We start from the raw sequence: 24,411 nt of genomic DNA, 5'->3' as shown, positions 1-24,411 counted from the left end.
GCGTCCGATGTGCGTCCGATGTGCGTCCGATGTGCGTCCGATGTGCGTCCGATGTGCGTCCGATGTGCGTCCGATGTGCGTCCGATGTGCGTCCGTGCTTCTAATTTGCACCCTTCCTGCACCCTTCCTGCACCCTATCCGCACTCTAATTGCCCCCTATTTGCACCCTATCTCTTTCTCAGAGGTCGTTCTGTGCATGAATGCATCACAATTGCATCATATCTGCGCTATAATCGCATCAGATCTGCATCATTGAGTATGCTAGCCTGCTGAGCTGCGCTCATCAGGGTAGTTTGGACCCCCTTAAGCTCGGCCAGCCCGTTTCCGATCTGTCAGCGCTTCATTTTCGACCCTTAAATCCGTGATTTTAGGTCGTACACCATACGCACCTTTCGGTGCTGATAGGTTATTGAAATAAAACGGCAAAATTATAAGTGCGCCGAGTAAACTGTGCCGCGAACGTGCCTCTAAGTAAAATAAGTAATGATTTATCAGCAGCTTGTCGTAGTCTATCTGGACACAGAGCGTGCCAGGGGACGTATGAAGCTTGAGAACTGGGTGCGGGTCCGGCTGAACGAGAGCCAGATGCTGGTTTATGCCGCCGAGGCCGAAGCGCGCGGCATTCCTATCAGCACCTATCTGCGTGACCGGCTGGCGAGTGCGGACCTCATTCGCGAGGAGCTTGCGAGCATCCGCGCTGCCATGATCGATATGGGCGAAACGATGGATGAGCTGCGCGATCAGGTGGCAGAACGGCTCGTTGCACCTACCCAGGAAACGCAGGACACAGGCGAACCCAGTGCCATAGAGATCGAAACTTTGCTGTTGTTGCGCGTCCTTTCAGGATCGCAAAATCGACAGATGGTTACAGCCGAAATTGAACGACAGGGACTAAAACCTTTCCGAATACCGGGACCGCCGACAAGGAGCCGTTGAGCTGGTAAGGTCGCGACACAAAAGGGGCTCGGCATACGCCGAGCCCGAAAGTTATAGGCCCGGGGAGATCAGTGGGCTGCTCGACGCGAGATAAACGAGGCAACCGGTTCCCACGATATGACTGCCGTTAAAAGCGCGATCACCGTGGTCCAGATCAGGTCGTTGGTAATGGCATAAGCGGCAAGGCCGTACATAGCCGTGCAGTAGAGAACGCCGATCGCAGTTGTCGTGCGGGGAAGGGCGCTCGCTAATGCAGTCAGGATTGCGGTTATGACGCCAATTGCGAAAAATGCCGCCAGGACGATCAGCGCCGGGTGCCAATGCAATGTTGTGAGCGCGTTCCATCCCCACACTGCGGAATAAATCGGGACCGCGAGCAGCGGGGCAAAGAAAACAAGCTTGATGGCACCCAGAAACAGGCCATCACCTTCGCGGACATAGATACGATCCATAACCCACCCTCGACGGATCCTATCTTCACAAATGCCCGATTGAAGGCATACCGGCAATGTCAGCGCGTGGATTGCCAGTAGCGAGGATTGTCACAGCCATTCGGTTGTGACGCTGACGGCCGTTACCTGTTGTGTGCCGTCGCCCTCAAGCGCACTGCTTTTCCATGACGCTGCTACAAGCAATTGGGATCACGCTGCCGATCGTGCAGGCACCTATGGCCGGCGTGTCCACCCCCGAGTTGGCCGCGGTCGTTTCAAACGCCGGTGCGATGGGCTCGATCGGAGTAGGCGCGACAGACGCGTCTGGCGCGCGTGCGATGATCGAAGGCGTGCGGGCTCGCACCAAGCGGCCGTTCAACGTCAACCTGTTCGTTCACGCGCCCGCATTAAGCGACGCTGCGCGCGAAACCTCCTGGCTCGGCGCGCTTGCCCCGGTGTTCAATGGCTTCGGCGTCGAGCCTCCCGCGGCTTTGCGATCGATCTATAAAAGCCTGGTCGAGAATGACGATATGCTCGCCATGCTGATCGACCTTGCCCCCCCGGTAGTCAGCTTCCATTTCGGCTTGCCGAGCGCGAATGCGATCGCCGCGCTCAAATCAGCCGGGTGTGTTCTGCTGGCGACTGCGACCAACCTCGCCGAAGCGCACGCGGTGAAGGACGCCGGGATCGACGCCGTAGTTGCCCAAGGTTGGGAGGCAGGCGGACACCGAGGCATGTTCGACCCTGACGCACCGGATAACTGCCTGGGCACAATGGCGCTCACCCGCCTGCTGGTGTTGCGCTCCGGCCTTCCAGTGATAGCCGCGGGTGGTATCATGGACGGGCACGGGATCAGGGCCGCGCTCGATCTCGGGGCTGTGGCGGTGCAGCTCGGCACGGCGTTCATCGCCTGCCCCGAAAGCAGCGCGGATCAGGCCTATCGCGACGCCCTGACCGGGCCAGGTGCGGAACATACGGTGATGACGCAAGCAATATCGGGGAGGCCCGCCCGCTGCCTGCGGAACCGCTTCACAGAATGGGGGGAGCAAGCCGGGCTCGCCGCACCCGGCTATCCGATCGCCTATGACGCGGGCAAGGCGCTGAACGCGGCTGCGAAAGCAGCCGGTAAAAGCGGATTCGGAGCGCAATGGGCCGGGCAAGGTGCGCCGCTTGCCAGAGCGATGCCAGCGGCCGAGCTAGTCGCTACTCTCGTTGAAGAATGTCGAGCCCAGGCTCGTTAGGATGTCACAACTGACCGAGACTGTCGAAAAAGGCGCGCGCGGTATCGCGGACACCCGCATCCTCGAAAGGATCCAATTTCGGGAAGATTGCTCACTGTGAGATGGTGGCAATATACCCTCGGAAGGGACTGCTTATGTCCCGCGCAGAACGTCATCTCGACCTGATTCAGGTGCTGCTCCAGCCGTCGAGGAATGCCCGCACGCGCCGCAGGAAGTCCTTGTGATACTGGAATATCCCGCCGTGGCCCGCGTCTGGGTACAGGACAAGCTCGGCTCCCGGGATGCGGCGCGCCATATCGACCGAGTTCTCGCTCGGCACCATGATGTCATGGTCGCCGTTCGCGATGAGCACCGGCCGCGCGATGCTAACGAGGTTCTGCGGTTGCTGCCGGCCCCATGCCGCGATAGCCCGCAACTGACGCAGGAATACCTTCGGCGTCACCGCCGCATCGCGGTCGGTCTTGCGTTCCTTCAACCGCAGCAGGAACGCCCTAGCCGCCTGTCGACCGTTCGTGGTCGACGTGAAGAAGAGATAGGCCTTCGGGTCCTTCAGGGTCAGCAGCCCCTTGATGATCAGCGGCCATGAAATTGCACCGACCTGTTCGATGCCTGCGCCACCGGCGGGTCCGGTACCGGCCAGCACCAGCTTGCGCACGAGGTTCGGCCAGGTGAGCGCGATCTGCTGCGCGACGAACCCGCCGAGCGAGAAGCCGATCAGATCGAGAGTGTCTAGCCCAAGGCTCGCGATGACGGCGACCATGTCCTCGGCCATCGCCGCGATCGTAAGCGGCGCTTCGCCACCCGACTTACCCACGCCCCGATAGTCCAGCGCGTAGACTGGCCGGTCCTGCGCGAGGCCATCGACGATGCGTGGATCGAAATTGTCGAGGTTGGCGCCCCAGTGGTCCAGCAGGATGACGGGCACGCCCTGCGCCGGGCCAAGCCGTCGATAGGCAAACGTCGTGCCTGCCGCCTTGGTCGTGAGCGTCGGCGTGGCGATCCAGGTGTCGTTGGCGCGCGTGCGCGGGGCGGGGTTTGTCATGGTGGCTACCGTGTTCGAGTGGCAGAATTCAGCGGATGCTGACGACAACCTTGCCCTTTGCGCGGCCGGTATCGATGTAGGCCAACGCGTCGTTCAGCGCGGCAAAGGGGAAGACGCGGTCGACGACAGGCCGGATCGCGCCGCTTTCGATCAGCGTCGTGATGGACGAAAGTTGCTCGCCGTTCGCCTGCATGAACAGGAACGAGTAGTCGATGCCGCGTCGTCGCGCCTTCCGCCGGATGCTCGCGCTGAGCAGGCGCATGACCTGGCGCAGACCCCAGTTGAGGCCTTGCTGCCGGGCGAACACCGGATCGGGCGGCCCCGAGATCGAGATGAGCTTGGTGCCGGGTTTCAGCACCTTGAGCGACTTTGCAAGCGTCGTCCCGTCGAGGCTGTTAAGCGCCACGTCGTAGCCGGACAGAAGGTCGGAAAAATCCTGCGCCTTGTAATCGACGACGGTATCCGCGCCGAGTTCCCGGACCAGATCAAGATTGCTCGTGCCAGCGGTCGTCGCGACATGCAGGCCGAGATGCTTTGCAAGCTGGATGGCGAACGTCCCGACGCCGCCCGATCCGGCGTGGATAAGCACCCTCTGGCCACGCTGGAGTTTGGCGCGCTCGACCAACACCTGCCACGCGGTAAGGCCGACGAGCGGGATCGATGCGGCCTCCTCCATCGAGAGGTTCGCGGGCTTGAGTGCGACGTCGGCCTGATCCACCGCAATGACCTCGGCGAACGTGCCGATCCGGCCTTGCCGCGGACTGCCATAGACCGCATCGCCGATCGCGAACCGCGTCACGTTGGCACCGACGCGCGTCACGATCCCGGCGAAATCCGCGCCGAGGACAAAGGGTGGCTTGTAAGGCAGGATCAGCTTGAATTCACCGTTGCGGATCTTCGAGTCGATGACGTTGAGGCCCGTGGCGTGGATCTCGATTAGAACGTCGTCCGGCCCGACCACCGGGTCTGGCATCTCGCCGAGCCGCAGCTGGTTACCCTTGTCGTAGGCGTCGAGGATATAGGCTTTCATGATGCTTCGTGTCCTCTAGAGGCGTTGGAGTTACGGCACTCGGCGCGCACGTCAGGCGACGTAGCGATCTGCGCGGAGCAACTGGGCGAACCGCGGCACCATCGCCTTCCGGGCATCGTCGAACGCATTCCAGAGTTCGCCTTCGTGCAACGTCGGGATCGTCACGCCCTCGCGGCGATCAAAGCCGATCAGCGCCGCATCGACCAGTTCGTTCACGTCCATCATCGGTGGCAACGCGGCTTCGTCGGCGCCTGCGCGACCCCATAGCTCGGTCCTGGTCGCAGCCGGCAGTACCGCCTGGACATAGACGCCCTTCGGACCGAGTTCGAGCGCAAGCCCCTGCGACAGGAACAGCACGAACGCCTTGGTCGCGCCGTACACAGTCATCCCGAACTCGGGTGCGAGCCCGACCACCGAGCCCAGGTTGACGATTGATCCCGTGCCCGCCGCGACGAGACGCGGCGCAACCGCATGGGCGAGCCGGACGACCGCCGTCGTGTTGAGCGCGACATTGCCCCGCACCGCGTCTGCCGACTGGTCGACGAAGCTTCCTCCCAGTCCTGCCCCCGCATTGTTGATCAGTATCTCGATGGCAGCGTCCTCGCGCAGGCGCGTTTCGACCGCGGCGATATCGTCCTCGCGCGTCAGGTCCGCCGTCAGGATGTCGACCGTCACGCCGCTCTCACCCTTGAGCTGTGCCGCAAGCGCCTCGAGCCGTGCAGTATCGCGGGCGACGAGAACGAGATCGTGGCCGCGACGGGCAAAACGGTCGGCGTAGGTCGCGCCGATGCCGGTGGAGGCACCGGTGATGAGAACGGTTGGACGGGTCATGGGATTGCTCTCTTTCGGCCGATGCTTATATACATGACGGTCATCATGATTGATCAAATATGATGGCCGTCATGAAACTGTCAATGCCGTCCCAGGAGTTTTTCGCCATGAAAGTAAGTCGCGAGCAGATGTCGGCGAACCGCACGCGCATCCTCGATGCCGCCAGCATGCTGTTTCGCGATCGCGGGTTCGACGCGGTCACGGTGTCAGAGGTTATGAAGGCTGCAGGAATGACGCATGGCGCGTTCTACGGTCACTTCGCGTCGAAGGACGATTTGATCGCGCAAACGGTCACGCATGCGCTTACCCCGTCCGACAGCGTCAGCGGCGACCTGCAGGCGTATCTCGATGCGTATCTGTCACCCCATCACCGCGACCACGCGGCGACCGGCTGCCCGACCGCCGGCCTCGCCAGCCCGTTGCGGCATCAATCACCAGAGGCCCGTGAGGCGATGACCAACGGCCTGCGCAGTCAGATCGATCGACTCTCCGATGCCGTTTCGGGGGCGGATGCCGACGAGAGGCGGCGTGCGGCAATTGGCAGCTGGGCAGCGATGGTGGGTGCGGTCATCCTCGCGCGTGCTGTCGACGATCCTGCGCTATCCGACGAGGTCTTGGCGGAGACACGTGCCTGGATCGATCAGCGCGGTGCGGCCTGCTGTTAAGTCGCTTCGGGAAGTCTGGATAATCCCGTTACGGCAATCGGCAGCGTGGATTCTGTGGCCACGGTTTTCCGAAATGGGCACCGCGGTCAAGATATCGCAGGAGACGGTTTCTCGCCATTTTTTGGTCAATGCATAACCTGTGATTTTTGCATCATGCCGACTGCCAACATGTCGGCTGGCTCTTTGCCGCCACGATCGTAAGTTGCTCCGATCAGGGAGTAGCAGATGAATAACAAGGCATCAGCATTAGCGCGCGCAAGCGCGGGGATTACCATAGCCGTCGCGGCGATCAGCGCTCAGGCGCAGTTTGTCCCGCCCGCCGGATACAGTGGTAACGGATCGCGACCAGGTGTCGCGGTGCCATCAGATCCCAGCGCACCGTCACTAGCTCGCATCTCTGATGCGGCGGTATCAAACGTGTTCCGCGTTGATCCGGCTTACAAGCGCGGCTTGGCTATAGGCCGTGCCAAGGTTGTTGGCGCATTTGCGATAGCCGAAACGAGCAAAACGCATGTCGTAGCGGCATGGTCCCCAGGTTTTCTGCCCGTCACTCTCTCATTGAGCGATGGTCGCTGCTACGTGCTCCAAGCTGATTATGAGGGAGGCACACTCTCTAACGGCCGGTTGAGCAAAGCAGGATGTGAGGGGCCACGAAAGTTTTATGAGCCAGCCGTTCCTCCGCCACCTCCCGGCCACTCACTACGGTTCATAGGGGCAGCATGGGGTTACGGCGCCTGGGTCGATGATCGGGCAAAGGTCACCATTGTTACCGCGCCGGGTGCAACAACCTTCAAACCTCTTTTCACGGGCCTAATGACGTCCAGCACCATCATGGCAATGAACAGCCCTGACTCGCCAGGCGGCAATGTGACGTTGGTTGGCAAAATCAAAGGTCGGCTGACGATCGTGACGTTGGAAGTAGGGTACTAACGCTGATGCAAAACCGTTGATTTTTGCATCAGCGAATGTCCGGGATGGAGAGGAAAGCGGACCATCCGCTTACGGGGATGCCAATGGCGATAGCCGACATAGCGGTGCGCCGCCTTTCCCGAAAACGATCGAAAAACCGGAAAGCATGAGCCTTGCACGCGGTGTCACAACCGCTCGGTTCTGACACTGGCACGGACGCGGCGAAGTGAGGAAAAAAGGTCTATCTTCCTGCGCCCGACCATCGCTGGTGATCAGTGTCACAATTGCTATGTTGGCCTAATGGCGAGAGCCTTTCGATCCTATTCAAGCGGCTCCGGGTGAATTAGTCTGAGGCATCACGATTGACGGGCTAACGCGCTAAGTTCCAAGAACTAGCAATGCAGCGCGAACGCTTCAGGGCTTCCAACTCCCGCAGTCTGCCTTGCGCGATATCACCCGCGCTTGCCGGTCGCCTGCCGCTCATTGCCGCTCGCGTGCCGATCCGCTTACGGGCAAACCATGTAGCCTTGCGGAGAGAACAACCGCAGAGGTCACGATGAAGAAGGTCACACCAAACGGAACCTTAATCAAAAAGCTAAGGGAGCAACTGGCGAAGGGATCGCTCCAGAAAGAGATGGCGCATGCCGTCCGCGTCAGCGAGCGGATGCTCCGCTCGATCGAAAACAAGAACGCGACGATCTCCATCGCGACCTTGGACCTGATCGCAAATTATTTGGGTGTCCCACGTGATCAGGTCGCCTTCGCGATCGACGTGCCGAAGCTGGTACCGCCACAAGAGGTAATGGATCGTGTCCTAGACGACTTGTTTCAGGACCGGGTTATTCCACGCTTCGATAAAGACCTTGCCTATGCGACGATGGATGAGGGGCAGCTCATTCACGACGCGGGGCACTCGGAAGACCTGACCGTTCAGGTCGACGTGCAGCTTTCAGGCGAAACCAGCGAATATGCTGAGGAGCTAATCCGGTTGTTGACTGCGCTAACGTGGTCGCAGCGGGACTGGAGCGCTAAGCCTACCCCGGCCGATGATATCGCCCTCGCGAGACGGGTCCGGCAGCTCTTAGTGCTGCTCAAAGGGAACGATGTATGGCTCTACTACACGCATCAGTTACGCCATCTTCCGGAGCGTTTCGAACTGCCCCCGCCCGATGAAATCAGCAAAATGGAATTCCGGGTGGCGATTGTCCTTGGACCGCCCGGTGAATATGGCGAGAACACTGCCAAGGTCGATGTAGACAACGGCCAGCCCTATCTTCTCAAGGGATGGGCAAGAAGCACGGGGGGAGAATAAGAGTGCTTACGGCCATTAAAAAAATAAGGAACTTGGGAGTCTTTGGCGATTACGCTCAGGTTGTAGGCCTCAAAGAATTTTCCCGTTATAACTTGATCTATGGAGAAAACGGCGCAGGCAAAACTACACTATCGAGATTGTTCACTGCGCTGAACAGCGGGGCGCATCCCGAATATCCACTATTAGAATTTGCCGTTGATGCGGAAGGCGGCGCGATCGGCAAAGGGCAAAAGAGCACTCGAAAAATCCGAGTCTTTAACTCAGATTACGTCGAAGCGAATATTGGGAAATTTGACGGCCCGTTACGCCCGATCCTAATTGTGGGCGTCGAGAATAAGGCTCTCGCGGAGGAAGTGCGCCGGGAGCAATCGATCTATGATGCCCGCTCCGCACGCATTGGCGAGATCGCGACCACGATAGGTAAGGCCGCGACCGAGAAGGGCAAAATCTTCTCAGCAGTGGCAAAGACGATTGGCGAAGCAACAAGCGGGGCCTCGCTTCGCAGCTACCGCAAGCCCGACGCCGAAAAGGATTTTGTCCGGCTTCAGCCGCTGAAGGCATACTCCGAGGAGGAGCTTGAGGTCAGTCGTGCTACCTTGCGGCAGAAGCAGGCCGCCCCGGTGTCGGGTTTTGCGCTGCCATTCCAATTGCGTGACGGACAGGCAGAGCCGGTGCCTTTCGTGGACGCCCTACGTCAGTTTTCTGATTTAGTTATCGCGCTGACACCAAAGACCGCACAGGAGGGAGCCCTTCAGCGCCTTGTCGCAAACCCCGATATATCGAAGTGGGTCGAGGAAGGTATCAGGCTTCACCGCGACCATTCCTCAGAGGTATGCGAATACTGCGTCCAGCCCATCCCACCGGCACGGATCGAAGCACTTGCCCAACATTTCGGCGCGGCCGACCAGCTTCTCAAAGTCGAGATCGAAGCGGCCATCCAGCGTGGTCGCACGCTCGCCGAAAAATTGAATGCTCTTCAATTCCCTGCCCAACAGACGCTCTACAGCGAACTTTGGAAAGATTATGAGATCGCGTCAGCCGCGTTTGAGGAGGCCCGAACTGCCTGCCTCAAAAAGCTTGGCGCGCTTGACACGATCCTTGCCGACAAACTCGTCCGCCGATCAACCGCCTTCGAGGCCGACGGTTCTATTGAAACCGAGGCGCTAGGCGCTGCCGCCAATCAACTCGACGGCATTCTCCAGCGTCATGACATCAAGACCGCGCAGTTTGATGCCGCCAAGGCCAGAGCCCGAGAGATGCTGGAAAGGCATTATCTGGCTGAGATTGCCGGTTCAGCCGCCGAGTTTGATCAACAGGTCAGGGAGCTTGAAGCAGAGGCGAAGAAGCTGAAAGACGGCGCTCCCGGTCTTGACGATGCGCGCGGCATGGAAGCGCTTTTAAACTCCGCGAAGGAGAAGCGGGCAAAAGTTTCGAGCGAACATGCCGGTGGTGCGGAAATGACCACGCGGCTACGCGATTTTCTCGGCCGTACTGACTTGGAGTTTCAGTCTAACGACGAAGGCTATCGCGTTCTCCGCCGCGGTAAATCGGCGCGGCGCTTAAGCGAGGGAGAGAAAACGGCAATCGCTTTTCTTTATTTCGTCGTGCAACTCGGCGATCACGAATTTGACGTGACTGAAGGCATTGTTGTCGTCGATGACCCGATTTCCAGCCTAGATTCCTCGGCGATCTATCAGGCGTTCGCCAGTCTCAAAAATGCCGTTAAGGACGCGAAGCAGGTTTTTTTGCTTACTCACAATTTTGAGTTTCTAAAGCTCCTTCTAGATTGGCTTAAGCAAACCAAGAAGGCCGCCTCCTATTACATGATTATTTGCGCCGAGACTGAGGATAATCGTGTCGCCCGTATCGAGTCGCTTGACCAAATGCTGATCGATCATCCTACCGAATATCACTTCCTGTTCAAAACGCTCTACACGTTTAAATCAAATGGAACGATCGCTGCCTGTTATCATATTCCGAACGTCGCCAGAAAACTGCTTGAAACGTTTCTGGAATTCCATTCTCCATCCACGGCCACGATGTACAAGCAGCTTGAGGCGGTAACGTTCGACGAGGATAAAAAGACCGCAATATATAAGTTTACAAATGACCATTCTCATCGGACAGGAAAAGGATTTGATCCTGCTATTGTTGCGGAGAGCCAAAAGAACGTAACGTTCATTTTGGAAATGGTTAAAGAGATGGCGCCTCTTCATTACGATGGTCTGGCAAAGTTGTCAGTCTAACTGATCGACCACCCTACCGGCTAACGATCCACTCAAACATTCGCCAATGCCACCATCGAGGTGCGTAGGTACCGTTCTCGGCTAAGTGTCAAAACCGGACGGTTGTGACACTACAAACCAACCCACGCTTTTCTGCGGGTTGCAGAGTGTCAGAATCCCGTGTCAGAAGAGCTGATGCAAATTGGCTATGCGCGGGTGTCCCGCGGCGATCATCAAGACCTCAGTGCCCAGCTCGCTGCGCTTAGCGCGGCGGGGTGCGATCCAGTGTTTCGGGAGGAAGCCTCAGGAGGCCAATCCGACCGTCCCGAGCTGGCGCGCGCGATTGGTGCGCTGACGCCCGGCGACGTGCTGGTGGTGTGGAAGCTCGACCGTCTATCACGATCGTTGCGCGATCTTTTATTCACGTTGGAGGCGATCACCGCAGCCGGTGCTGGCTTCAGGTCTCTTACCGAGGCCGTGGACACCACGACGGCCGCAGGTCGGTTGATGACCCAAACCTTAGGTGCTTTTGCTGAGTTCGAGCGCGCTATGATCCGCGAGCGGACCATGAACGGCCTGGCACATGCCCGCAAAGCCGGTAGGCATCTTGGACGCCGACCGAGCCTCACCGGCCAGCAACGCGCCGAGATCATCACCAAGGCCGAATCCGGCCAGGGATCACCCTCTCAGCTCGCAAGCCTATTTCGGGTATCACGGTCGACCGTGCAGCGCGTGCTCCGCGAGCATCGTAACAGTTCGCCCGCGGCATGAGCCTCGCACCCGCGCTTCCACGCGTCCTGCCCGCCGACCTTGAGGCACAGCGTTACGAGCTGGCCCGTGCGCGCCAGCTCGCGCGCGCATGGGCAGAAACGCTACCCGAGCCGCGTCGCCGCGATATGGCGGCAGTGTTCACTCGCGTTGCGATTGACACTTACCAGGCGGAGGCCCGGCCTCACGCCAAGCTCAGCCCACCTTTCGCCAAGCCGTATGGTCGTCTTGATCGTGCCGTTGCCGATCTAGCGGGAGCAGTGGGCCGTGAGGCGGCGCCGCTGCCAATCGCCGAGGCGGTTTATTTCTTGACCGGCCTCTACACTACGCTGCTTCACGCGCGCGAGCGCGGGGCGCTCGGCGCTTTCTACACTCCGCCAGCGTTAGCGAACCGGCTGCTCGACATGGCCGAGGAACAGGGGATCGACTGGACCCGTGCCCGTGTGCTGGACCCAGCGAGCGGCGGAGGTGCATTCTTGCTACCTGCAGCCGAGCGGATGATCGCTGCACTTCCCGCCGCCGAGCCGGCGATCGTGCTCCGGCAGATCGGCACGCGCTTGCTTGGGTTGGAAATGGACCCCTATGCGGCTGGCTTCGGGCAGAATGCAGTCGAGTTGTTGCTGGCGGATGTTACCGCGGCTGCAGGTCGGGCAGCCCCTATCGTCGTGCGCGTCGCGGACACGCTGGAAGAGGCGCCTGCGGCCCGCTTCGACCTTGTAATCGGCAACCCGCCTTATGGACGCGTTACCCTCACGCCCGAGCAGCGGCTGCGCTTCGCGCGTGGTCTTTACGGCCATGCCAACCTTTATGGGGTGTTCACCGACATCGCCGTGCGTTGGACCAAGAAGGGCGGTACGATCGCTTATCTCACCCCGACCAGCTTCCTCTCCGGGCACTACTATTCCGCGTTGCGCGAGCTGATCGCTAAGGAAGCCCCCCCAGTTGCGATTGATTTCGTGCACGCGCGCCGCGGTGTGTTCGAGGACGTGCTGCAGGAGACGTTGCTTGCTGCCTATAAGCGCGGTGCAAAGCCCGGGCGCGCTCAAGTTCACTATGTCGAAGTGACGAACGAGCGCGAGGCGCGTCTCATCCGCAATGGCACGATCGGCCTCCCCTCTCCGGCATCGCAGCCCTGGCTTGCGCCCCGTGAGCCGCGCCACAGCGCCCTGATCGCCGCGGCCGAGGCAATGCCGGCGAGGCTTGCCGATTGGGGCTACCGCGTATCGACCGGGCCGCTGGTCTGGAACCGCTACAAGGACCAGATGCGGCTTCGTCCTTCCCGTGACGCGCATCCGCTCATCTGGGCAGAGGCGGTGTCGGCAGATGGTAAGTTCGCGTTTCGAGCCGAGAAACGTAATCACGCACCCTATTTTAAGATCGAGCGTGCCGACGGCTGGTTGCTGGTCAAGGAGGCTTGCGTTCTCGTTCAGCGCACTACCGCCAAGGAGCAGGCGCGCCGGCTCATCGCGGCTGAACTACCGGCTGACTTCATCGCTCAGCATGGCGGGGTGGTAGTCGAAAATCACCTGAACATGGTTCGGCCAACCACGAGCCCAGCAGTGTCACCAGCAACGGTTGCGGTGGTGTTGAACAGCCGGATCATCGACCAGCTCTTTCGCTGTATCAACGGCAGCGTAGCGGTGTCGGCGTTTGAGATGGAGGCGATACCCCTCCCCTCACCCGCCGAAATGCGTAGCGTTGAGAAGCTGGTAAAGCGCGGAGCCTGCAGCGCCGAAATCGAGACCGAGCTGGCGCGGCTCTATGGGCAGGTCGCACCATGACGCCGATGCTTACCCGCGAGGAGGTTCACGCCCGGCTGCAGGCCATCTTCCCTGATGGCGCTCCCAATCGCGCCTATCTGACCCGCATGCTGGCGGCGAGCGTGGTGTTCGTCGCGCTCTATGTCGAGGCGATAGAGGGTAGCGGGACGTATCTCGGCCCCAAGCACGTCTATCGGATGACCGACGAGCAGGCGACCCGTATCGATGACGCGAGCCGTGCCGGCTATGCCGCCAGCGTTTTGCGAACCGGCAGCCATACCGAGGGTAAGCGCTGGTATCAGGATAATACCCGCGAGCCGATCCGCGACGAGACGTTGCGCGAGGGACTGGTGGCAATCGGCGCCGTGACCGAGCGAACCGACCTTGCGACCACATCGAGCAAGCCGCGCTACGCCTTGAAGGCGAACTTTGCCGCCTTGTTCGATCCCTCCCTTGCTGGCGAGGCGCTGCAGGCCCGTATCTCGGCATGGCAAGCCGAGGCGCTGAACAAGGGCGCGCTCGCTCGACTAGCGATCGTACGCCGCGGTGCCGGCGTTAGCGCCGATCAAGTGCTTGTCACCTTCCCTAACGGTGAAACGCGCCGGATGAAGCCAGGTCCTAGCTCGGAAATCACGAAGGCAGTGGTGGAGGTGTTCGCACCCGCCTTTCTCACCGAACCGGCGGTGGTGTTCCTCAGTGAGAGCGGCAACAAGGTGGTCGCGCGTGACGATGAGCTAGCACGCTCGATCGGTCTCGTTATCCAAGCCGATAAAAATTTGCCCGATACGATTTTGGTAGACCTTGGACCTGTCCACCCATTGCTAGTGTTCGTGGAGGTAGTGGCTACTGACGGTCCAATCAGTCAGCGTCGCAAGGAAGCGCTAGAGGAACTGGTTGCCGAGGCGGGCTTCCCGTCTGAGCACGTCGCGTTTGTAACTGCTTATCTCGACCGAAGCGCGGGACCGTTCAAGAAGACCGTCGATAGCCTTGCATGGGGCAGTTACGCTTGGTTTGCGGCAGAGCCGGAGCGGCTGATGGTGTTTCGTCAGGGACCACGTACGCTACAGGATGCTTGAACCAGGCCGCCCAGCATCAGCACGCTCTCTGACCTCGGATACGCCTGCAATCGCAAACGATTTGAGAATCGTCGCTCTGGTTGCGATTGAGAAACTCTAAGTATCAGGAAATCTGGGCCAATGACCGACCCCGCGCCAGAAGTCATCCCACCGAGCATTGATACTCGGCCATGGCTAAAGAACTTTGATATTGACCAAAGTCGGACACCGGATCGTGCCCTGTCGGTAATCGACTGGGCACGATCCAACTTTTCGCAAAAAAAGTACGAAGCTACCGGGCGTAACTTGAGCCTGCACTGGGAGAGCGTACGAAAGTTTAAAGCTTATGCCGCGGTGGATTTAAGGCGGCCTAATGACCACATAATTGGCTTTAGCGAGTTAGCCCCAAAAGCGCTGCATAGAGATGCCGTATCTCTTACTAAGCTTTGTGCGGAACACTTTACAAACATTCATTACGATGATCTGTTCGGCAGCCCCGTTTACGATTATGGACAAGGTCGTCATAACGTACTCCCTCCAGGGATAACCGAGCAGGCCGCTGCGGATCAAATGTTCCGCCTCACTTTTGCATGGTTATACCTGCACGAGCAGGCGCATCATTTTCAAGGCCATCTCTTCATTGAAGGCGCCGAACCGAGGCGGATGATCCATGAGCAGGGCAATAGTCTAATTATCAATGATGCGACCTCTCACGTTGCCTCGCAACTTACTCCGCAACAAGCGGCCATGAGCCACATCACTGAGTTGGCTGCAGATGCCGAGGCCACAGGTATGGCGGCATCGCTCATTATAGTCGCGAACGACGGAGTATTCTCTCGCGCTTCACTGTGGCTTCTAGTCTGTGGACTCATGTGTCTGTTCCAACGATTTCATGGCGGAGACGACGATGTTCCAGGCGAAATGCCAGTTGGGAGTCACCCGTTACCGGCTTTTAGAATGCGAATGGTGCTGCAGAAGCTTTTATGGTTTGCAAATCTGCCGAGAGTCCGAGATGCGACACCTTGGGCGGTCAATAAAGATACCATAATTCGTCTGGTAGACCACGCTTCAACAACCGCGTCCGTGTATTGGTCTATAAGATCAATGAAAACAGATCGCCAGGGCGTACCGCCTTTCTATCAGCAAATACATACACAAGATCGGATTCCTGAAACTCACTCACGCGTTTTATTTGAGTCATGGTCTAGCATTAGGTCTCATGTAGAAAACTACTACTTCGGCTGGTATAAAGATGGATTGCCATTTGATCCACAGAGCGCGCAATCCATTGCATAATTTGCAGTAGACATTTGCAACATGCGGCGACAAGCCAGATTGGCATCGCGGGCCGGCGTTGCAAAGGTTAGCAGTTTAGCGACACAATCGCTTCCCGCTTCTCCGTTACCGTTACCTCGTTTCGAGGAAGGGCAATCGGGAACATGTTTTGGGGAAAGGGCCTCGCGGGAGGCCGCGGCCCCTGCCCTGGTTTGCCCGTCTATCTCTACCGACCTTCCAATGGGAAAGCCGGAATTGACTAGAACGTCACAATTGGACGCCCCGAGGAGTGGTTGGGGGGCTGGCACTGCTCCCCAAACGAATAAGGTCCCAACCGCTGGCACGGTTGGGACCTTAAATTTTTACGAAGTGTCACCACCCCAGCAGACATTGCTCAACGAGACTATACCTATCGACTGTACGGTCAACACCCGTCTTCCGGAAAGTGGATGGCCGGTTTGCTTTCCAACTGGGCCACTGGCAAGAATCCGATTCTTGCGGGAAAGCTGGTTAGGAACGGGGCACTATGCGGAGGGAGCAAGTGCCTCGATGATCCGGCAGTCGGCGACGGTGTTGCGGCTACAGGAATCTATCAGTGCGTCGAGTTCACCAGCGAGCGCGGTGAGGTCTGCGATTTTGCGCCTGATCGCGTCGCGGTGTTGGTTGGCAACGACATCGACAGCGATGCAGGACTGATCGCGCCGATCGGCAAGCCCCATCAACTCGCGTACCTGATCGATCGAGAAGCCGAGATCGCGCGCACGACGGATGAAGGAAAGACGGCGTAGATGCGCGCTTTCATAGGTCCGGTAGTTCCCCGCCGATCGCGCAGGTGCCGGCAGCAAGCCAATCTGCTCATAGTAGCGGATCGTTTCGACCTTCGTGCCAGTCGCACCAGCCAATTTTCCGATTGTCAGTTTCTCAGACACAGCGCTTGACCCTCTAGCGACTAGAGGGTGCATATAGGCTGTCAGATCGATTCTATCGAGGTGGCGAACATGGCCTGCACAAGCTGCGCGTCCGACAAGGCGGGTACTCTCAACGACCCAAAGTGGCGCCGGGCGTTATGGATCGCGCTCGCCATCAATGGCGGCATGTTCGTTATCGAGATCATAGCCGGCATCACGGGCGGATCGAAGGCGCTCCAAGCCGACGCGCTCGACTTTTTTGGTGATACTGCGAACTACGCGATCAGCCTTGGCGTTGCCGGAATGGCGATAGCCTGGCGCGCACGCGCTGCGATGTTGAAGGGGGCGACGCTTGCTTTGCTAGGCGTCTATATCCTGTTCGCGGCGGGATGGGGTGCGCTCCACGACGCGACGCCCCATGCCGAGATTATGAGCGTGGTCGGCATCGCCGCGCTTATCGCGAACCTTGTCGTCGCGGTCATGCTGTACCGCTTCCGAAGCGGTGACGCGAACATGAGGTCAGTATGGATTTGCTCGCGCAATGACGCGATCGGCAACATCGCCGTCGTGCTAGCCGCAGGCGGGGTCTTCGGCCTCAACAGCGCGTGGCCTGATCTTGCCGTCGCCACCTTGATGGCTGTGTTGGGAATATCGGGCGGTGTTCAGATCATGCGGCAGGCACGCGCCGAAATGCGTAGCGAGCCTTCACCCGCCCCCGCTACTTACCAGCAGTCGTTACATGGCAGTCGGTAAGCTGCTAAGGCGCGGGCCGATGCACCGCCTTTCCGCCCTGTTCCTCAGTTTCATGCTCGTGCTTATGCTCGGGCTTGGATCAGTCGCGCATGCGACAGAAGGCGTGACGTGCGTTGATACCACAGCGGTCAGTTCCCTCGATCATTGCGATGGCGATGCCGACCAAGTGCCGGCAGACGCCGACAAGGCGTATCCTCACCATCATGGCGGTTGCCACGGCCATCATGTCGGCGTGCCGATCGCGTCCGATTCAACCGGACCAGCCAGCAGCGTTCGTATGACTGCATCGGTGTGGCGCAATGCGCCCAAGGCCCCGGTAGCGTCGGACCCAGCCCTACGTCCTCCCCAAGCCTGACCAACGCCTAATTCCGCCGGGAAAGCCCGTGCGGACGCCCAAGGTTCGTCAGGAGTCCGTTACCCATGCACCGTTTTATTGCGGCCTTATTGGCCGTGGCGTCGTGCGCGTCGATCGCACAGGCGCAGTCAGCCGATCTAACATCGACCAGTCCCCCGCTCACCCTTGAGCAGGCGCTTTCACTTGCCGGAGCCAGCGCCCCCAGCCTTGAGGCTGCCACGGCTGGCGTCCGGGCAGCAGAAGCAGGCCGCACGGTTGCCGGCTACCGGCCGAACCCGTCGATCGTCGCCGAGACCGAGAACATTGCCGGCAGCGGTCAATATCGCGGTCTTCGCAGCGCCGAGACAACGGCAGGATTGGCTCTACCGATCGAGTTGGGTGGCAAACGATCGGCACGGATCGCCGTCGCGGACGCGATTGGCAATCGAGCGCGGATAGGCACGGCGTTGGCCGAAGCTGATCTACGGCTTGCCGTCACTCAGCTCTACATCGAAGCGACAGCGGCGGAACGCCGACTTGTGACAGCGCGCGAGCAGGCCGGCATCGCCCGCGAGGCATCGCGCGCAGCCGGTGTCCGTGTTCAGGCGGGGCGAGCATCGCCGCTCGAACAGCAGCGCGCCGATGTATTGCGGATCAACGCGGAAACAGCTGTGGAGCGCTCAGAACGGCTTGCCGAGGTTGCGCGGAGCAATCTTGCCCGACGGATCGGCCAACCTCTCACAGGACCGTTGGATTTGGCGTGGTTCGGCCGTGTCGAGGGCTTTGGTCCAGCGCGGCCGATTGAGACTACCGGGACGCTGGCATTGGCGGCGACGCGCGCGGACGTGACAACGGCAGAGGCACAGGTGCGGCTTGCCAGGTCGCAGCGCATTCCCGACGTGACACTGAGCGCAAGCGCACGCCGGCTTGAGGCTACGAACGACGTGGCAGCAGTGTTCGGGCTGTCGATCCCGTTTCCGCTGTTCAACAACGGCAAGGCGGCAGTGGCGCAGGCGCGGGCGCAGACCGATCAGGCGCAGGCGCTACGTCGCGTCGCCGAGCTGGATACCGCGCAGGATATCGCAAGCGCACAGGCGAACGTCGCGAATGCCGCGACGACCGCTCGTAACGCCAGCGGGCCGGCACTGGCATCGGCAAGCGAAGCCGCTCGTATTGCCCGGATCGGCTACCGGGAGGGCAAGTTCGGGCAGCTTGATTTGCTCGATGCCGAACGTACCCTGTCCGAAACACGAATCGCCGCGATCGATGCGCTCGCCACCTATCACGACGCCAAGGCACGCCTCGAACGGCTCGTTGCCGCAGCGCCCTCGCCCGAGGAAACCAATCAATGACGAAGACCATCATGCGGGCGCTCGCGCCTGTGACCTTGGCTATCCTCCTTGCCGGATGCGGCGGGGGTGGCAGCGGCGAGGCCGGTGAGAAAGCCGGAGCCGAGAAGGCGGAAGGTGCCGAGGCCGGCGAAGCCAAGGAGGGGCCAAAGGATATCGTCACCCTGTCCGCGCAGCAGATCGCGGATGCCGGGATAGAGGTCACGCGTCCCACAGTAGGCGGCGTGGCCGGAGCGATCGAGCTATCGGCAACGATCGAGGGCGATCCTCAGGGTGTGCAGGTTGTGTCCACCTCCGTAGGCGGTCGGCTCGTTTCCCTTACCCGCAATCTCGGGCAGTCAGTCAGCCGGGGAGACCCGCTGGCTATCATCGAAAGCCGGGAAGCGGCATCACTGAAAGCGGAGGTAGAGGCCGCGCGCGCGCGTTCCGCACTCGCCCAATCGAACCTTCGCCGCGAACAGCGCCTGTTCGCCGAACGCGTTTCGCCGGAGCAGGATCTGGTCGCAGCGCGAACGGCCGCAACGGAGGCTAACATTGCCCTTCGCCTGGCGCAGCAGCAGTTGTCAGCGACGGGCAGCGGAGGCGGCGCGCTCAACCGCATCGCGGTCCGCTCGCCGATCGCCGGCCAAGTGATCGCGCGATCGGCGACCCTTGGGCAGGCAGTCGCGGCCGATGCAGAACTGTTCCGCGTCGCCAATCTGTCGAAGGTCACTGTCACCACATCACTCGTCCCCACCGATGCCGGTCGGGTGAAACCCGGCGTGCGTGTCGAAGTGACAGCGCCGGGGCGGCGTCAGGAGGGACGTGTCACGTTCGTGTCCCCCATTCTGGACGAGACGACCCGATTGGTGCCGGTGATCGCCACCCTCGACAACGCCGGCAGCACATGGCGCGTTGGTGAGACGGTCAACGTATCGATCCTCGTTCCTGCGACCGGGGACCGCACCGTCGCCGTGCCATCGGCCGCAGTGCAGATGATCGAGGACAAGTCGTTTGTGTTCGTCCGGACGGCGACAGGTTTCCGGGCAATTCCGGTGACGCTTGGCCGCACCAATGGCGGGCAGGTCACCGTAACGGCAGGCCTTACCGGCTCGGAGCGCATCGCTTCCACCAACAGCTTCACGCTCAAGGCCGAACTCGGCAAGGGTGCGGGCGGGGATGAGGACTGAGCCATGATCGGTCGCATCGTCACCCTCTCCGTCGAGAAGCGCTGGCTCGTCCTGCTTCTCACCATCGCGGCTGCATTGCTCGGGATTGGCGCGCTACGTCAGCTTCCGATCGACGCCGTACCCGACATCACCAACAACCAGGTGCAGATCAATGTCGTTGCTCCCGCCCTGTCTCCCGATCAGATCGAGAAGCAGGTTGCGTTCACCGTCGAAACAGCGCTCGCTGGCATTCCCGGCCTTGAATATACCCGCTCGCTAAGCCGCAATGGCTTTGCCCAGATCACAGCAGTTTTCGGTGAAAAGACCGATATCTACTTTGCGCGGGCGCAGGTCGCGGAACGCCTGCGAACCGCAGAGGAAGACCTTCCCGAAGGCGTGAACCCGGAGATGGGGCCGATCGCCACGGGCCTTGGCGATATCTTCATGTGGACCGTCGAGTACCGCGAGCTGGATCAGGTTCATCACCGCAACGGCGAACCCGGCCTGCAACGCGATGCCAGCTATATCACCCCCGAGGGTGATCACCTCGTAAGCGACGCCGACAAGGCGACCTACCTGCGCACCGTGCAGGATTGGATCGTCACGCCGCAGCTAAAAAGCACGGCCGGCCTTGCTGGCGTCGACTCCCTTGGTGGCTACACCAAAGAATATCTCGTCGTTCCGGACATACAGCGCATGGCGGCAATGCGGCTGACGCTTCAGGATCTCACCACCGCCCTTCAGCGCAGCAATACCAGCGCGGGCGCTGGCGTGGTCAACCGCAACGGCGAAGGGTTGGCGGTTCGATCAGATGGGCGTGTCCGCAACGCCGACGAGCTGGCCCGTACCGTTGTTGCCACCCGCGAGAGCGTTCCGATTCTGCTTAACCAGATCGCGACCGTTCGCACCGGGCAGGCGCTACGCATGGGATCGGCTTCGGAAAACGGCCATGAGGTTGTCGTCGGCACTGCGGTTATGCGGATCGGGGAGAATAGCCGCACGGTATCGACGGGCGTTGCCGAACGGCTGACGCAAATCGGCCGCTCGTTGCCGGTCGATGTCGTCGTGAAGCCGGTTATGAACCGGACCGAGCTGGTGAACTCCACGATCGCGACGGTTGCCCGCAACCTTGCCGAGGGTGCGGTGCTGGTGATCGTCGTTCTGTTTGCGCTGCTTGGCAATTTCCGTGCGGCGCTGATCGCGGCCTGCGTCATTCCGATCACGATGCTGCTGACCAGCATCGGCATGTTGAAGGCGGGCGTTTCCGCCAATCTGATGAGCCTTGGCGCGCTCGACTTTGGTCTGATCGTGGATGGTGCGGTCATTATTGTGGAGAACGCATTACGGCGTTTGGGCGAGGCGCAGCATGGTCGCGATGACGTGCTGACCATCGAGCAACGTCTTGGAATCGTAGCTGCATCGGCGCGCGAGATGATCCGGCCATCGGTGTACGGGCAGGCTATTATCATCCTGGTCTATGCGCCGTTGCTCACCTTCACGGGTGTCGAAGGCAAGATGTTCGAGCCGATGGCGCTCACCGTCATCATCGCTCTGGTGTTCGCCTTTATCTTGTCGCTGACCTTCATACCGGCAGCGATTGCGATCTGGCTCAGCAAGCGGGTCGAGGAAAAGGAAAGCCGCGTCGTCACATTCCTCCGGCAGCGCTACGAGCCGGGACTCGATGCTGCAATGCGCCGGCCCACCCTCACCATCGGCGTCGCGATCGGCGCGCTGGCGCTTGCCGGTGCCGCTTTCACGACATTGGGGCAGGAGTTCTTGCCGCAGCTCGATGAGGGCAACATCCTCGTGCAGGCGGTCCGCATCCCGGGCACATCGGTCGACCAGAGCCAGGCGATGCAATTCCAGGTGGAAAAGGCACTCGCCAAGGCCCCTGAGGTCCGCTTCGCCTTCTCGCGCACCGGCACTTCCGAAATCGCATCGGACCCAATGCCGCCTAACGCGACTGACACGTTCGTCATCCTGAAGCCGAAGAAGGAGTGGCCCGACCCCGGCCTGTCCAAGGAAGAGCTCGTGGACCGGCTGGAAAAGCGCCTCTCCACTCTGCCGGGCAACGCCTATGAGATCACCCAGCCGATCCAGATGCGGTTCAACGAGCTGATTGCAGGCGTGCGCGGCGATATCGCGATCAAGGTATTCGGCGACGACTTTGGCGAGATGAACGCGACCGCAGATCGGATCGCCGGCATCTTGCGAAAGACGCGGGGTGCCGCAGACGTGCGGGTTGAGCAAACCGAAGGCTTGCCGATGCTCGATATCCGGCCGAACCGCACTGCCATGTCCCGCGTCGGGGTGACGGCGGGTGACGTGCAGGACACGGTTGCCGCAGCCATTGGCGGCCGACAGGCTGGCGTGATCTTTGAAGGCGATCGTCGCTTCCCGGTCGTGATCCGGATGGCGGAAAGCTCGCGCTCCGATCTGACGGCGGTTGCTCAGGTGCCGGTGCCGACCGGCAGTGGTGGCTTCGTACCGCTATCGACTGTGGCGGATATCGCCGTGGTTGATGGTCCTAACCAGATCAGCCGCGAGAACCGCAAGCGGCGCGTCGTGGTGCAGGCCAACGTGCGCGATCGGGATGTGGCCGGCGTTGTGGCTGATGCCCGGTCAGCCATCGACGCGCAGGTGAAATTGCCAGCCGGCACGTACCTCGAATGGGGCGGTCAGTTCGAGAACCTGGCATCTGCCCGCGATCGGCTCAGCATTGTGGTGCCGATCTGCTTCGTGGTCATCATGTTCCTGCTCTACGGCGCGCTTGGCTCCGTCAGGGATGCGCTGATCGTGTTTACCGGCGTTCCGCTGGCTCTGGTCGGAGGCATCCTTGCGCTGGTGCTAAGAGGCATGCCGTTCTCCATTTCAGCGGCAGTCGGCTTCATCGCACTATCAGGGGTCGCGGTCCTCAACGGGCTGGTCATGGTGTCGTCCATCCATGATCTGATGCGGCAAGGCATGGATCGTGCGATAGCGGCGCACCAAGGCGCTCTGGCGCGGCTCCGGCCGGTTGCGATGACAGCCCTCGTTGCGTCGCTTGGCTTTGTGCCGATGGCGCTTGGGCATGGGGCGGGAGCCGAGGTGCAAAAGCCGCTGGCGACCGTCGTGATTGGTGGCCTGATATCCGCAACCCTGCTTACCTTGTTCGTGCTGCCGACGCTCTACGCTCGTTTCGGACGGCGCGAGCTGCCAGCTCCATCAGGGGGACATATCGAACTGCCGCCTTTGGCTCATGACAGCGTGAGGGCTTAAGCTATGCAGGCCGTTGCCTTCACTCTCATTCCCGTCGTTGCCGTACTGATCGGCTCGCTATTCGCGGTATCGAGACGGCCAAGCGATGCCTTCGTAAGCGCTATGCAGCACTTGGCGGCAGGCGTCGTGTTCGCCGCAGCGGCAGCCGAGATCCTGCCCCAGGTGATGCACGAAGGTTCACCGATCGCGACATTCACAGGCGGCGCGCTTGGCATAGTCGTGATGCTGTCACTCAAAGCCCTTGAGGGTCGCGCCAGTGGACCGATCGCCATGTTGGGCGCGGTCGCAGTGGATATCCTGATCGACGGGCTTGTTCTCGGGTTGGCGTTCGTCGCTGGCGGGAAGGCCGGGGTGTTGCTGACGATCGCGTTGACGCTGGAGGTGCTGTTTCTCGGACTGACCGTGACGACCGAGTTGGGCGAGACGATCAAGTCCAAGGCGCGGATCATCGCGATTACGATGGGGATCGCGTTGTTGCTGCCGATCGGTGCAGCGATAGCGACGCCCGTTGCGACGTTTCCGCCCGTCGTCATCGCCGGGTTTCTCAGTTTCGGTCTGATGGCGCTGCTCTATCTCGTGACGGAAGAACTGTTGGTCGAAGCGCACGAGAAGCCTGACACCCCGCTTATCAGCGCGATGTTCTTCATCGGGTTTCTGGGATTGCTCCTGATTGAGGAGGTATTGGGCTGACCGCTCGACGTGGAACGTCCTGGACCGATGATGATGACGTCGAGCTTCGTCGGCGTATCGAGGCCAGGCAGACGCTGGCGGTAATTGCGCGCGAGATGGAACGAACGATGGATGCGGTTCGGGGAAGAGCCTCAACCCTGAGGGTAACTCTCCGCTCGTCGCAGCGACCGTGGCGGGACGGCGTGCCGCGCCGAGTAGACGTAGACTAGAAAAATAGGGGCGGTTGCCCGCCCCTATCCAGCTTTAGCCGTGCTTCATGCCGCCCTTGGCATGATCGCAGCAGTCCGCAGCCTTGGCTTTTGCGCCATCCTTGCAGCAGTCCGCACCGTCCTTGCAGCACGCCATGTCGGCGCAGCAATTGGCGACAGCGGCGAATGCGCCAGTCGACAGGGTGAGGGCGAAGGCAGCGCTGATGAGCTTGAACTTGGTCATGATATTCTCCGAAATTTACGTGTGATGGTGTTCAATTTCACACGGTTTGCGGAGGGGGT

The 24,411-nt window shown here is 60.5% G+C and carries 21 protein-coding genes; 15 read left to right on the top strand and 6 right to left on the bottom strand.

Features of this window, described 5'->3' with window-relative positions; translation table 11 throughout:
• Positions 1-483 precede the first annotated feature (483 nt).
• Complete coding sequence (locus BM244_RS21920) at positions 484-936, top strand: hypothetical protein (protein WP_093401038.1); 453 nt, start codon at positions 484-486, stop codon at positions 934-936.
• Positions 937-1,004: 68 nt separating this feature from the next.
• Here the strand turns inward: BM244_RS21920 and BM244_RS21915 are convergent, their stop codons facing one another.
• Positions 1,005-1,388 (bottom strand): hypothetical protein, encoded by a 384-nt coding sequence (locus tag BM244_RS21915; protein ID WP_093401037.1) that lies wholly within the window; start codon positions 1,386-1,388, stop codon positions 1,005-1,007.
• Positions 1,389-1,552: 164 nt separating this feature from the next.
• Here BM244_RS21915 and BM244_RS21910 point away from each other — a divergent pair, with 164 nt between their 5' ends.
• Positions 1,553-2,608: an NAD(P)H-dependent flavin oxidoreductase gene (locus BM244_RS21910; RefSeq protein ID WP_093401036.1), complete on the top strand. Its 1,056-nt coding sequence runs from the start codon at positions 1,553-1,555 to the stop codon at positions 2,606-2,608.
• Positions 2,609-2,774: 166 nt separating this feature from the next.
• Here the strand turns inward: BM244_RS21910 and BM244_RS21905 are convergent, their stop codons facing one another.
• Genes BM244_RS21905 through BM244_RS21895 form a run of 3 tightly spaced genes read right to left on the bottom strand, consistent with a single transcriptional unit; the run spans position 2,775 to position 5,511 of the window.
• Positions 2,775-3,650, bottom strand: a complete 876-nt coding sequence (locus BM244_RS21905; RefSeq protein WP_093401035.1) for an alpha/beta fold hydrolase — start codon at positions 3,648-3,650, stop codon at positions 2,775-2,777.
• Between the two features lie 28 nt (positions 3,651-3,678).
• Entirely contained in the window at positions 3,679-4,680 is a 1,002-nt protein-coding gene (locus BM244_RS21900) for an NADP-dependent oxidoreductase (RefSeq protein WP_093401034.1), read from the bottom strand.
• A gap of 51 nt (positions 4,681-4,731) precedes the next feature.
• Positions 4,732-5,511 carry an SDR family NAD(P)-dependent oxidoreductase gene (locus BM244_RS21895; protein ID WP_093401043.1) on the bottom strand — a complete coding sequence of 260 codons (780 nt, stop codon included), beginning with the start codon at positions 5,509-5,511 and terminating at the stop codon, positions 4,732-4,734.
• A gap of 107 nt (positions 5,512-5,618) precedes the next feature.
• Here BM244_RS21895 and BM244_RS21890 point away from each other — a divergent pair, with 107 nt between their 5' ends.
• The 8 genes from BM244_RS21890 to BM244_RS22930 all read left to right on the top strand — a co-directional run bounded on the left by BM244_RS21890 (position 5,619) and on the right by BM244_RS22930 (position 15,501).
• Positions 5,619-6,176 (top strand): TetR/AcrR family transcriptional regulator, encoded by a 558-nt coding sequence (locus BM244_RS21890; protein WP_093401044.1) that lies wholly within the window; start codon positions 5,619-5,621, stop codon positions 6,174-6,176.
• Positions 6,177-6,401: 225 nt separating this feature from the next.
• Positions 6,402-7,106 (top strand): hypothetical protein, encoded by a 705-nt coding sequence (locus BM244_RS22935; protein WP_139227078.1) that lies wholly within the window; start codon positions 6,402-6,404, stop codon positions 7,104-7,106.
• Between the two features lie 535 nt (positions 7,107-7,641).
• Positions 7,642-8,397: a helix-turn-helix domain-containing protein gene (locus BM244_RS21885; protein WP_093401033.1), complete on the top strand. Its 756-nt coding sequence runs from the start codon at positions 7,642-7,644 to the stop codon at positions 8,395-8,397.
• A 2-nt stretch (positions 8,398-8,399) separates the two neighbouring features.
• Positions 8,400-10,643, top strand: coding sequence for an AAA family ATPase (locus BM244_RS21880; protein WP_093401042.1), 2,244 nt, complete (start codon positions 8,400-8,402; stop codon positions 10,641-10,643).
• A gap of 174 nt (positions 10,644-10,817) precedes the next feature.
• A complete protein-coding gene (locus BM244_RS21875; protein WP_093401032.1) occupies positions 10,818-11,393 on the top strand; it encodes a recombinase family protein in 576 nt (191 codons plus the stop codon).
• Entirely contained in the window at positions 11,390-13,171 is a 1,782-nt protein-coding gene (locus BM244_RS21870) for an Eco57I restriction-modification methylase domain-containing protein (protein ID WP_093401031.1), read from the top strand. Before BM244_RS21875 ends, BM244_RS21870 begins: the two co-directional genes overlap by 4 nt.
• Positions 13,168-14,226 carry a BsuBI/PstI family type II restriction endonuclease gene (locus BM244_RS21865; protein WP_093401030.1) on the top strand — a complete coding sequence of 353 codons (1,059 nt, stop codon included), beginning with the start codon at positions 13,168-13,170 and terminating at the stop codon, positions 14,224-14,226. Before BM244_RS21870 ends, BM244_RS21865 begins: the two co-directional genes overlap by 4 nt.
• 120 nt (positions 14,227-14,346) lie before the next feature.
• Positions 14,347-15,501 (top strand): hypothetical protein, encoded by a 1,155-nt coding sequence (locus tag BM244_RS22930; protein ID WP_139227076.1) that lies wholly within the window; start codon positions 14,347-14,349, stop codon positions 15,499-15,501.
• 503 nt (positions 15,502-16,004) lie between these two features.
• Here BM244_RS22930 and BM244_RS21860 read toward each other — a convergent pair.
• Positions 16,005-16,442 (bottom strand): MerR family transcriptional regulator, encoded by a 438-nt coding sequence (locus BM244_RS21860; RefSeq protein ID WP_093401029.1) that lies wholly within the window; start codon positions 16,440-16,442, stop codon positions 16,005-16,007.
• A 36-nt stretch (positions 16,443-16,478) separates the two neighbouring features.
• Here BM244_RS21860 and BM244_RS21855 point away from each other — a divergent pair, with 36 nt between their 5' ends.
• From BM244_RS21855 to BM244_RS21835, 5 genes are all read left to right on the top strand, one after another.
• Positions 16,479-17,141 carry a cation efflux transmembrane domain-containing protein gene (locus BM244_RS21855; RefSeq protein ID WP_093401041.1) on the top strand — a complete coding sequence of 221 codons (663 nt, stop codon included), beginning with the start codon at positions 16,479-16,481 and terminating at the stop codon, positions 17,139-17,141.
• A 420-nt stretch (positions 17,142-17,561) separates the two neighbouring features.
• The gene (locus tag BM244_RS21850; RefSeq protein ID WP_093401028.1) at positions 17,562-18,827 is read left to right on the top strand and encodes a TolC family protein; all 1,266 of its coding nucleotides are present in this window, start codon (positions 17,562-17,564) and stop codon (positions 18,825-18,827) included.
• Positions 18,824-19,993, top strand: a complete 1,170-nt coding sequence (locus BM244_RS21845; RefSeq protein WP_093401027.1) for an efflux RND transporter periplasmic adaptor subunit — start codon at positions 18,824-18,826, stop codon at positions 19,991-19,993. The genes BM244_RS21850 and BM244_RS21845 overlap by 4 nt, the downstream gene beginning before the upstream one ends.
• Before the next feature lie 3 nt (positions 19,994-19,996).
• A complete protein-coding gene (locus tag BM244_RS21840) occupies positions 19,997-23,230 on the top strand; it encodes an efflux RND transporter permease subunit (protein WP_093401026.1) in 3,234 nt (1,077 codons plus the stop codon).
• Positions 23,231-23,233: 3 nt separating this feature from the next.
• A complete protein-coding gene (locus tag BM244_RS21835) occupies positions 23,234-23,920 on the top strand; it encodes a ZIP family metal transporter (RefSeq protein ID WP_055817253.1) in 687 nt (228 codons plus the stop codon).
• A 243-nt stretch (positions 23,921-24,163) separates the two neighbouring features.
• On the opposite strand, the gene BM244_RS21830 is transcribed toward BM244_RS21835, so the two are convergent.
• Positions 24,164-24,352 (bottom strand): hypothetical protein, encoded by a 189-nt coding sequence (locus BM244_RS21830; RefSeq protein WP_041394287.1) that lies wholly within the window; start codon positions 24,350-24,352, stop codon positions 24,164-24,166.
• Positions 24,353-24,411 lie beyond the last annotated feature (59 nt).

The sequence above is a fragment of the Sphingomonas sp. OK281 genome (assembly GCF_900115295.1).
Lineage (GTDB): Bacteria > Pseudomonadota > Alphaproteobacteria > Sphingomonadales > Sphingomonadaceae > Sphingomonas.
The sequence above is the reverse complement of the archived record's forward strand: the minus strand, read 5'-3'. Positions and strand labels throughout refer to the sequence as shown.

Coding starts and splice junctions, on each gene's coding strand:
- BM244_RS21920 (WP_093401038.1), top strand. CDS start 484: ATGATTTATCAGCAGCTTGTCGTAGTCTATCTGGACACAGAGCGTGCC.
- BM244_RS21915 (WP_093401037.1), bottom strand. CDS start 1,388: ATGGATCGTATCTATGTCCGCGAAGGTGATGGCCTGTTTCTGGGTGCC.
- BM244_RS21910 (WP_093401036.1), top strand. CDS start 1,553: ATGACGCTGCTACAAGCAATTGGGATCACGCTGCCGATCGTGCAGGCA.
- BM244_RS21905 (WP_093401035.1), bottom strand. CDS start 3,650: ATGACAAACCCCGCCCCGCGCACGCGCGCCAACGACACCTGGATCGCC.
- BM244_RS21900 (WP_093401034.1), bottom strand. CDS start 4,680: ATGAAAGCCTATATCCTCGACGCCTACGACAAGGGTAACCAGCTGCGG.
- BM244_RS21895 (WP_093401043.1), bottom strand. CDS start 5,511: ATGACCCGTCCAACCGTTCTCATCACCGGTGCCTCCACCGGCATCGGC.
- BM244_RS21890 (WP_093401044.1), top strand. CDS start 5,619: ATGAAAGTAAGTCGCGAGCAGATGTCGGCGAACCGCACGCGCATCCTC.
- BM244_RS22935 (WP_139227078.1), top strand. CDS start 6,402: ATGAATAACAAGGCATCAGCATTAGCGCGCGCAAGCGCGGGGATTACC.
- BM244_RS21885 (WP_093401033.1), top strand. CDS start 7,642: ATGAAGAAGGTCACACCAAACGGAACCTTAATCAAAAAGCTAAGGGAG.
- BM244_RS21875 (WP_093401032.1), top strand. CDS start 10,818: ATGCAAATTGGCTATGCGCGGGTGTCCCGCGGCGATCATCAAGACCTC.
- BM244_RS21870 (WP_093401031.1), top strand. CDS start 11,390: ATGAGCCTCGCACCCGCGCTTCCACGCGTCCTGCCCGCCGACCTTGAG.
- BM244_RS21865 (WP_093401030.1), top strand. CDS start 13,168: ATGACGCCGATGCTTACCCGCGAGGAGGTTCACGCCCGGCTGCAGGCC.
- BM244_RS22930 (WP_139227076.1), top strand. CDS start 14,347: ATGACCGACCCCGCGCCAGAAGTCATCCCACCGAGCATTGATACTCGG.
- BM244_RS21860 (WP_093401029.1), bottom strand. CDS start 16,442: ATGCACCCTCTAGTCGCTAGAGGGTCAAGCGCTGTGTCTGAGAAACTG.
- BM244_RS21855 (WP_093401041.1), top strand. CDS start 16,479: ATGGCCTGCACAAGCTGCGCGTCCGACAAGGCGGGTACTCTCAACGAC.
- BM244_RS21850 (WP_093401028.1), top strand. CDS start 17,562: ATGCACCGTTTTATTGCGGCCTTATTGGCCGTGGCGTCGTGCGCGTCG.
- BM244_RS21845 (WP_093401027.1), top strand. CDS start 18,824: ATGACGAAGACCATCATGCGGGCGCTCGCGCCTGTGACCTTGGCTATC.
- BM244_RS21840 (WP_093401026.1), top strand. CDS start 19,997: ATGATCGGTCGCATCGTCACCCTCTCCGTCGAGAAGCGCTGGCTCGTC.
- BM244_RS21835 (WP_055817253.1), top strand. CDS start 23,234: ATGCAGGCCGTTGCCTTCACTCTCATTCCCGTCGTTGCCGTACTGATC.
- BM244_RS21830 (WP_041394287.1), bottom strand. CDS start 24,352: ATGACCAAGTTCAAGCTCATCAGCGCTGCCTTCGCCCTCACCCTGTCG.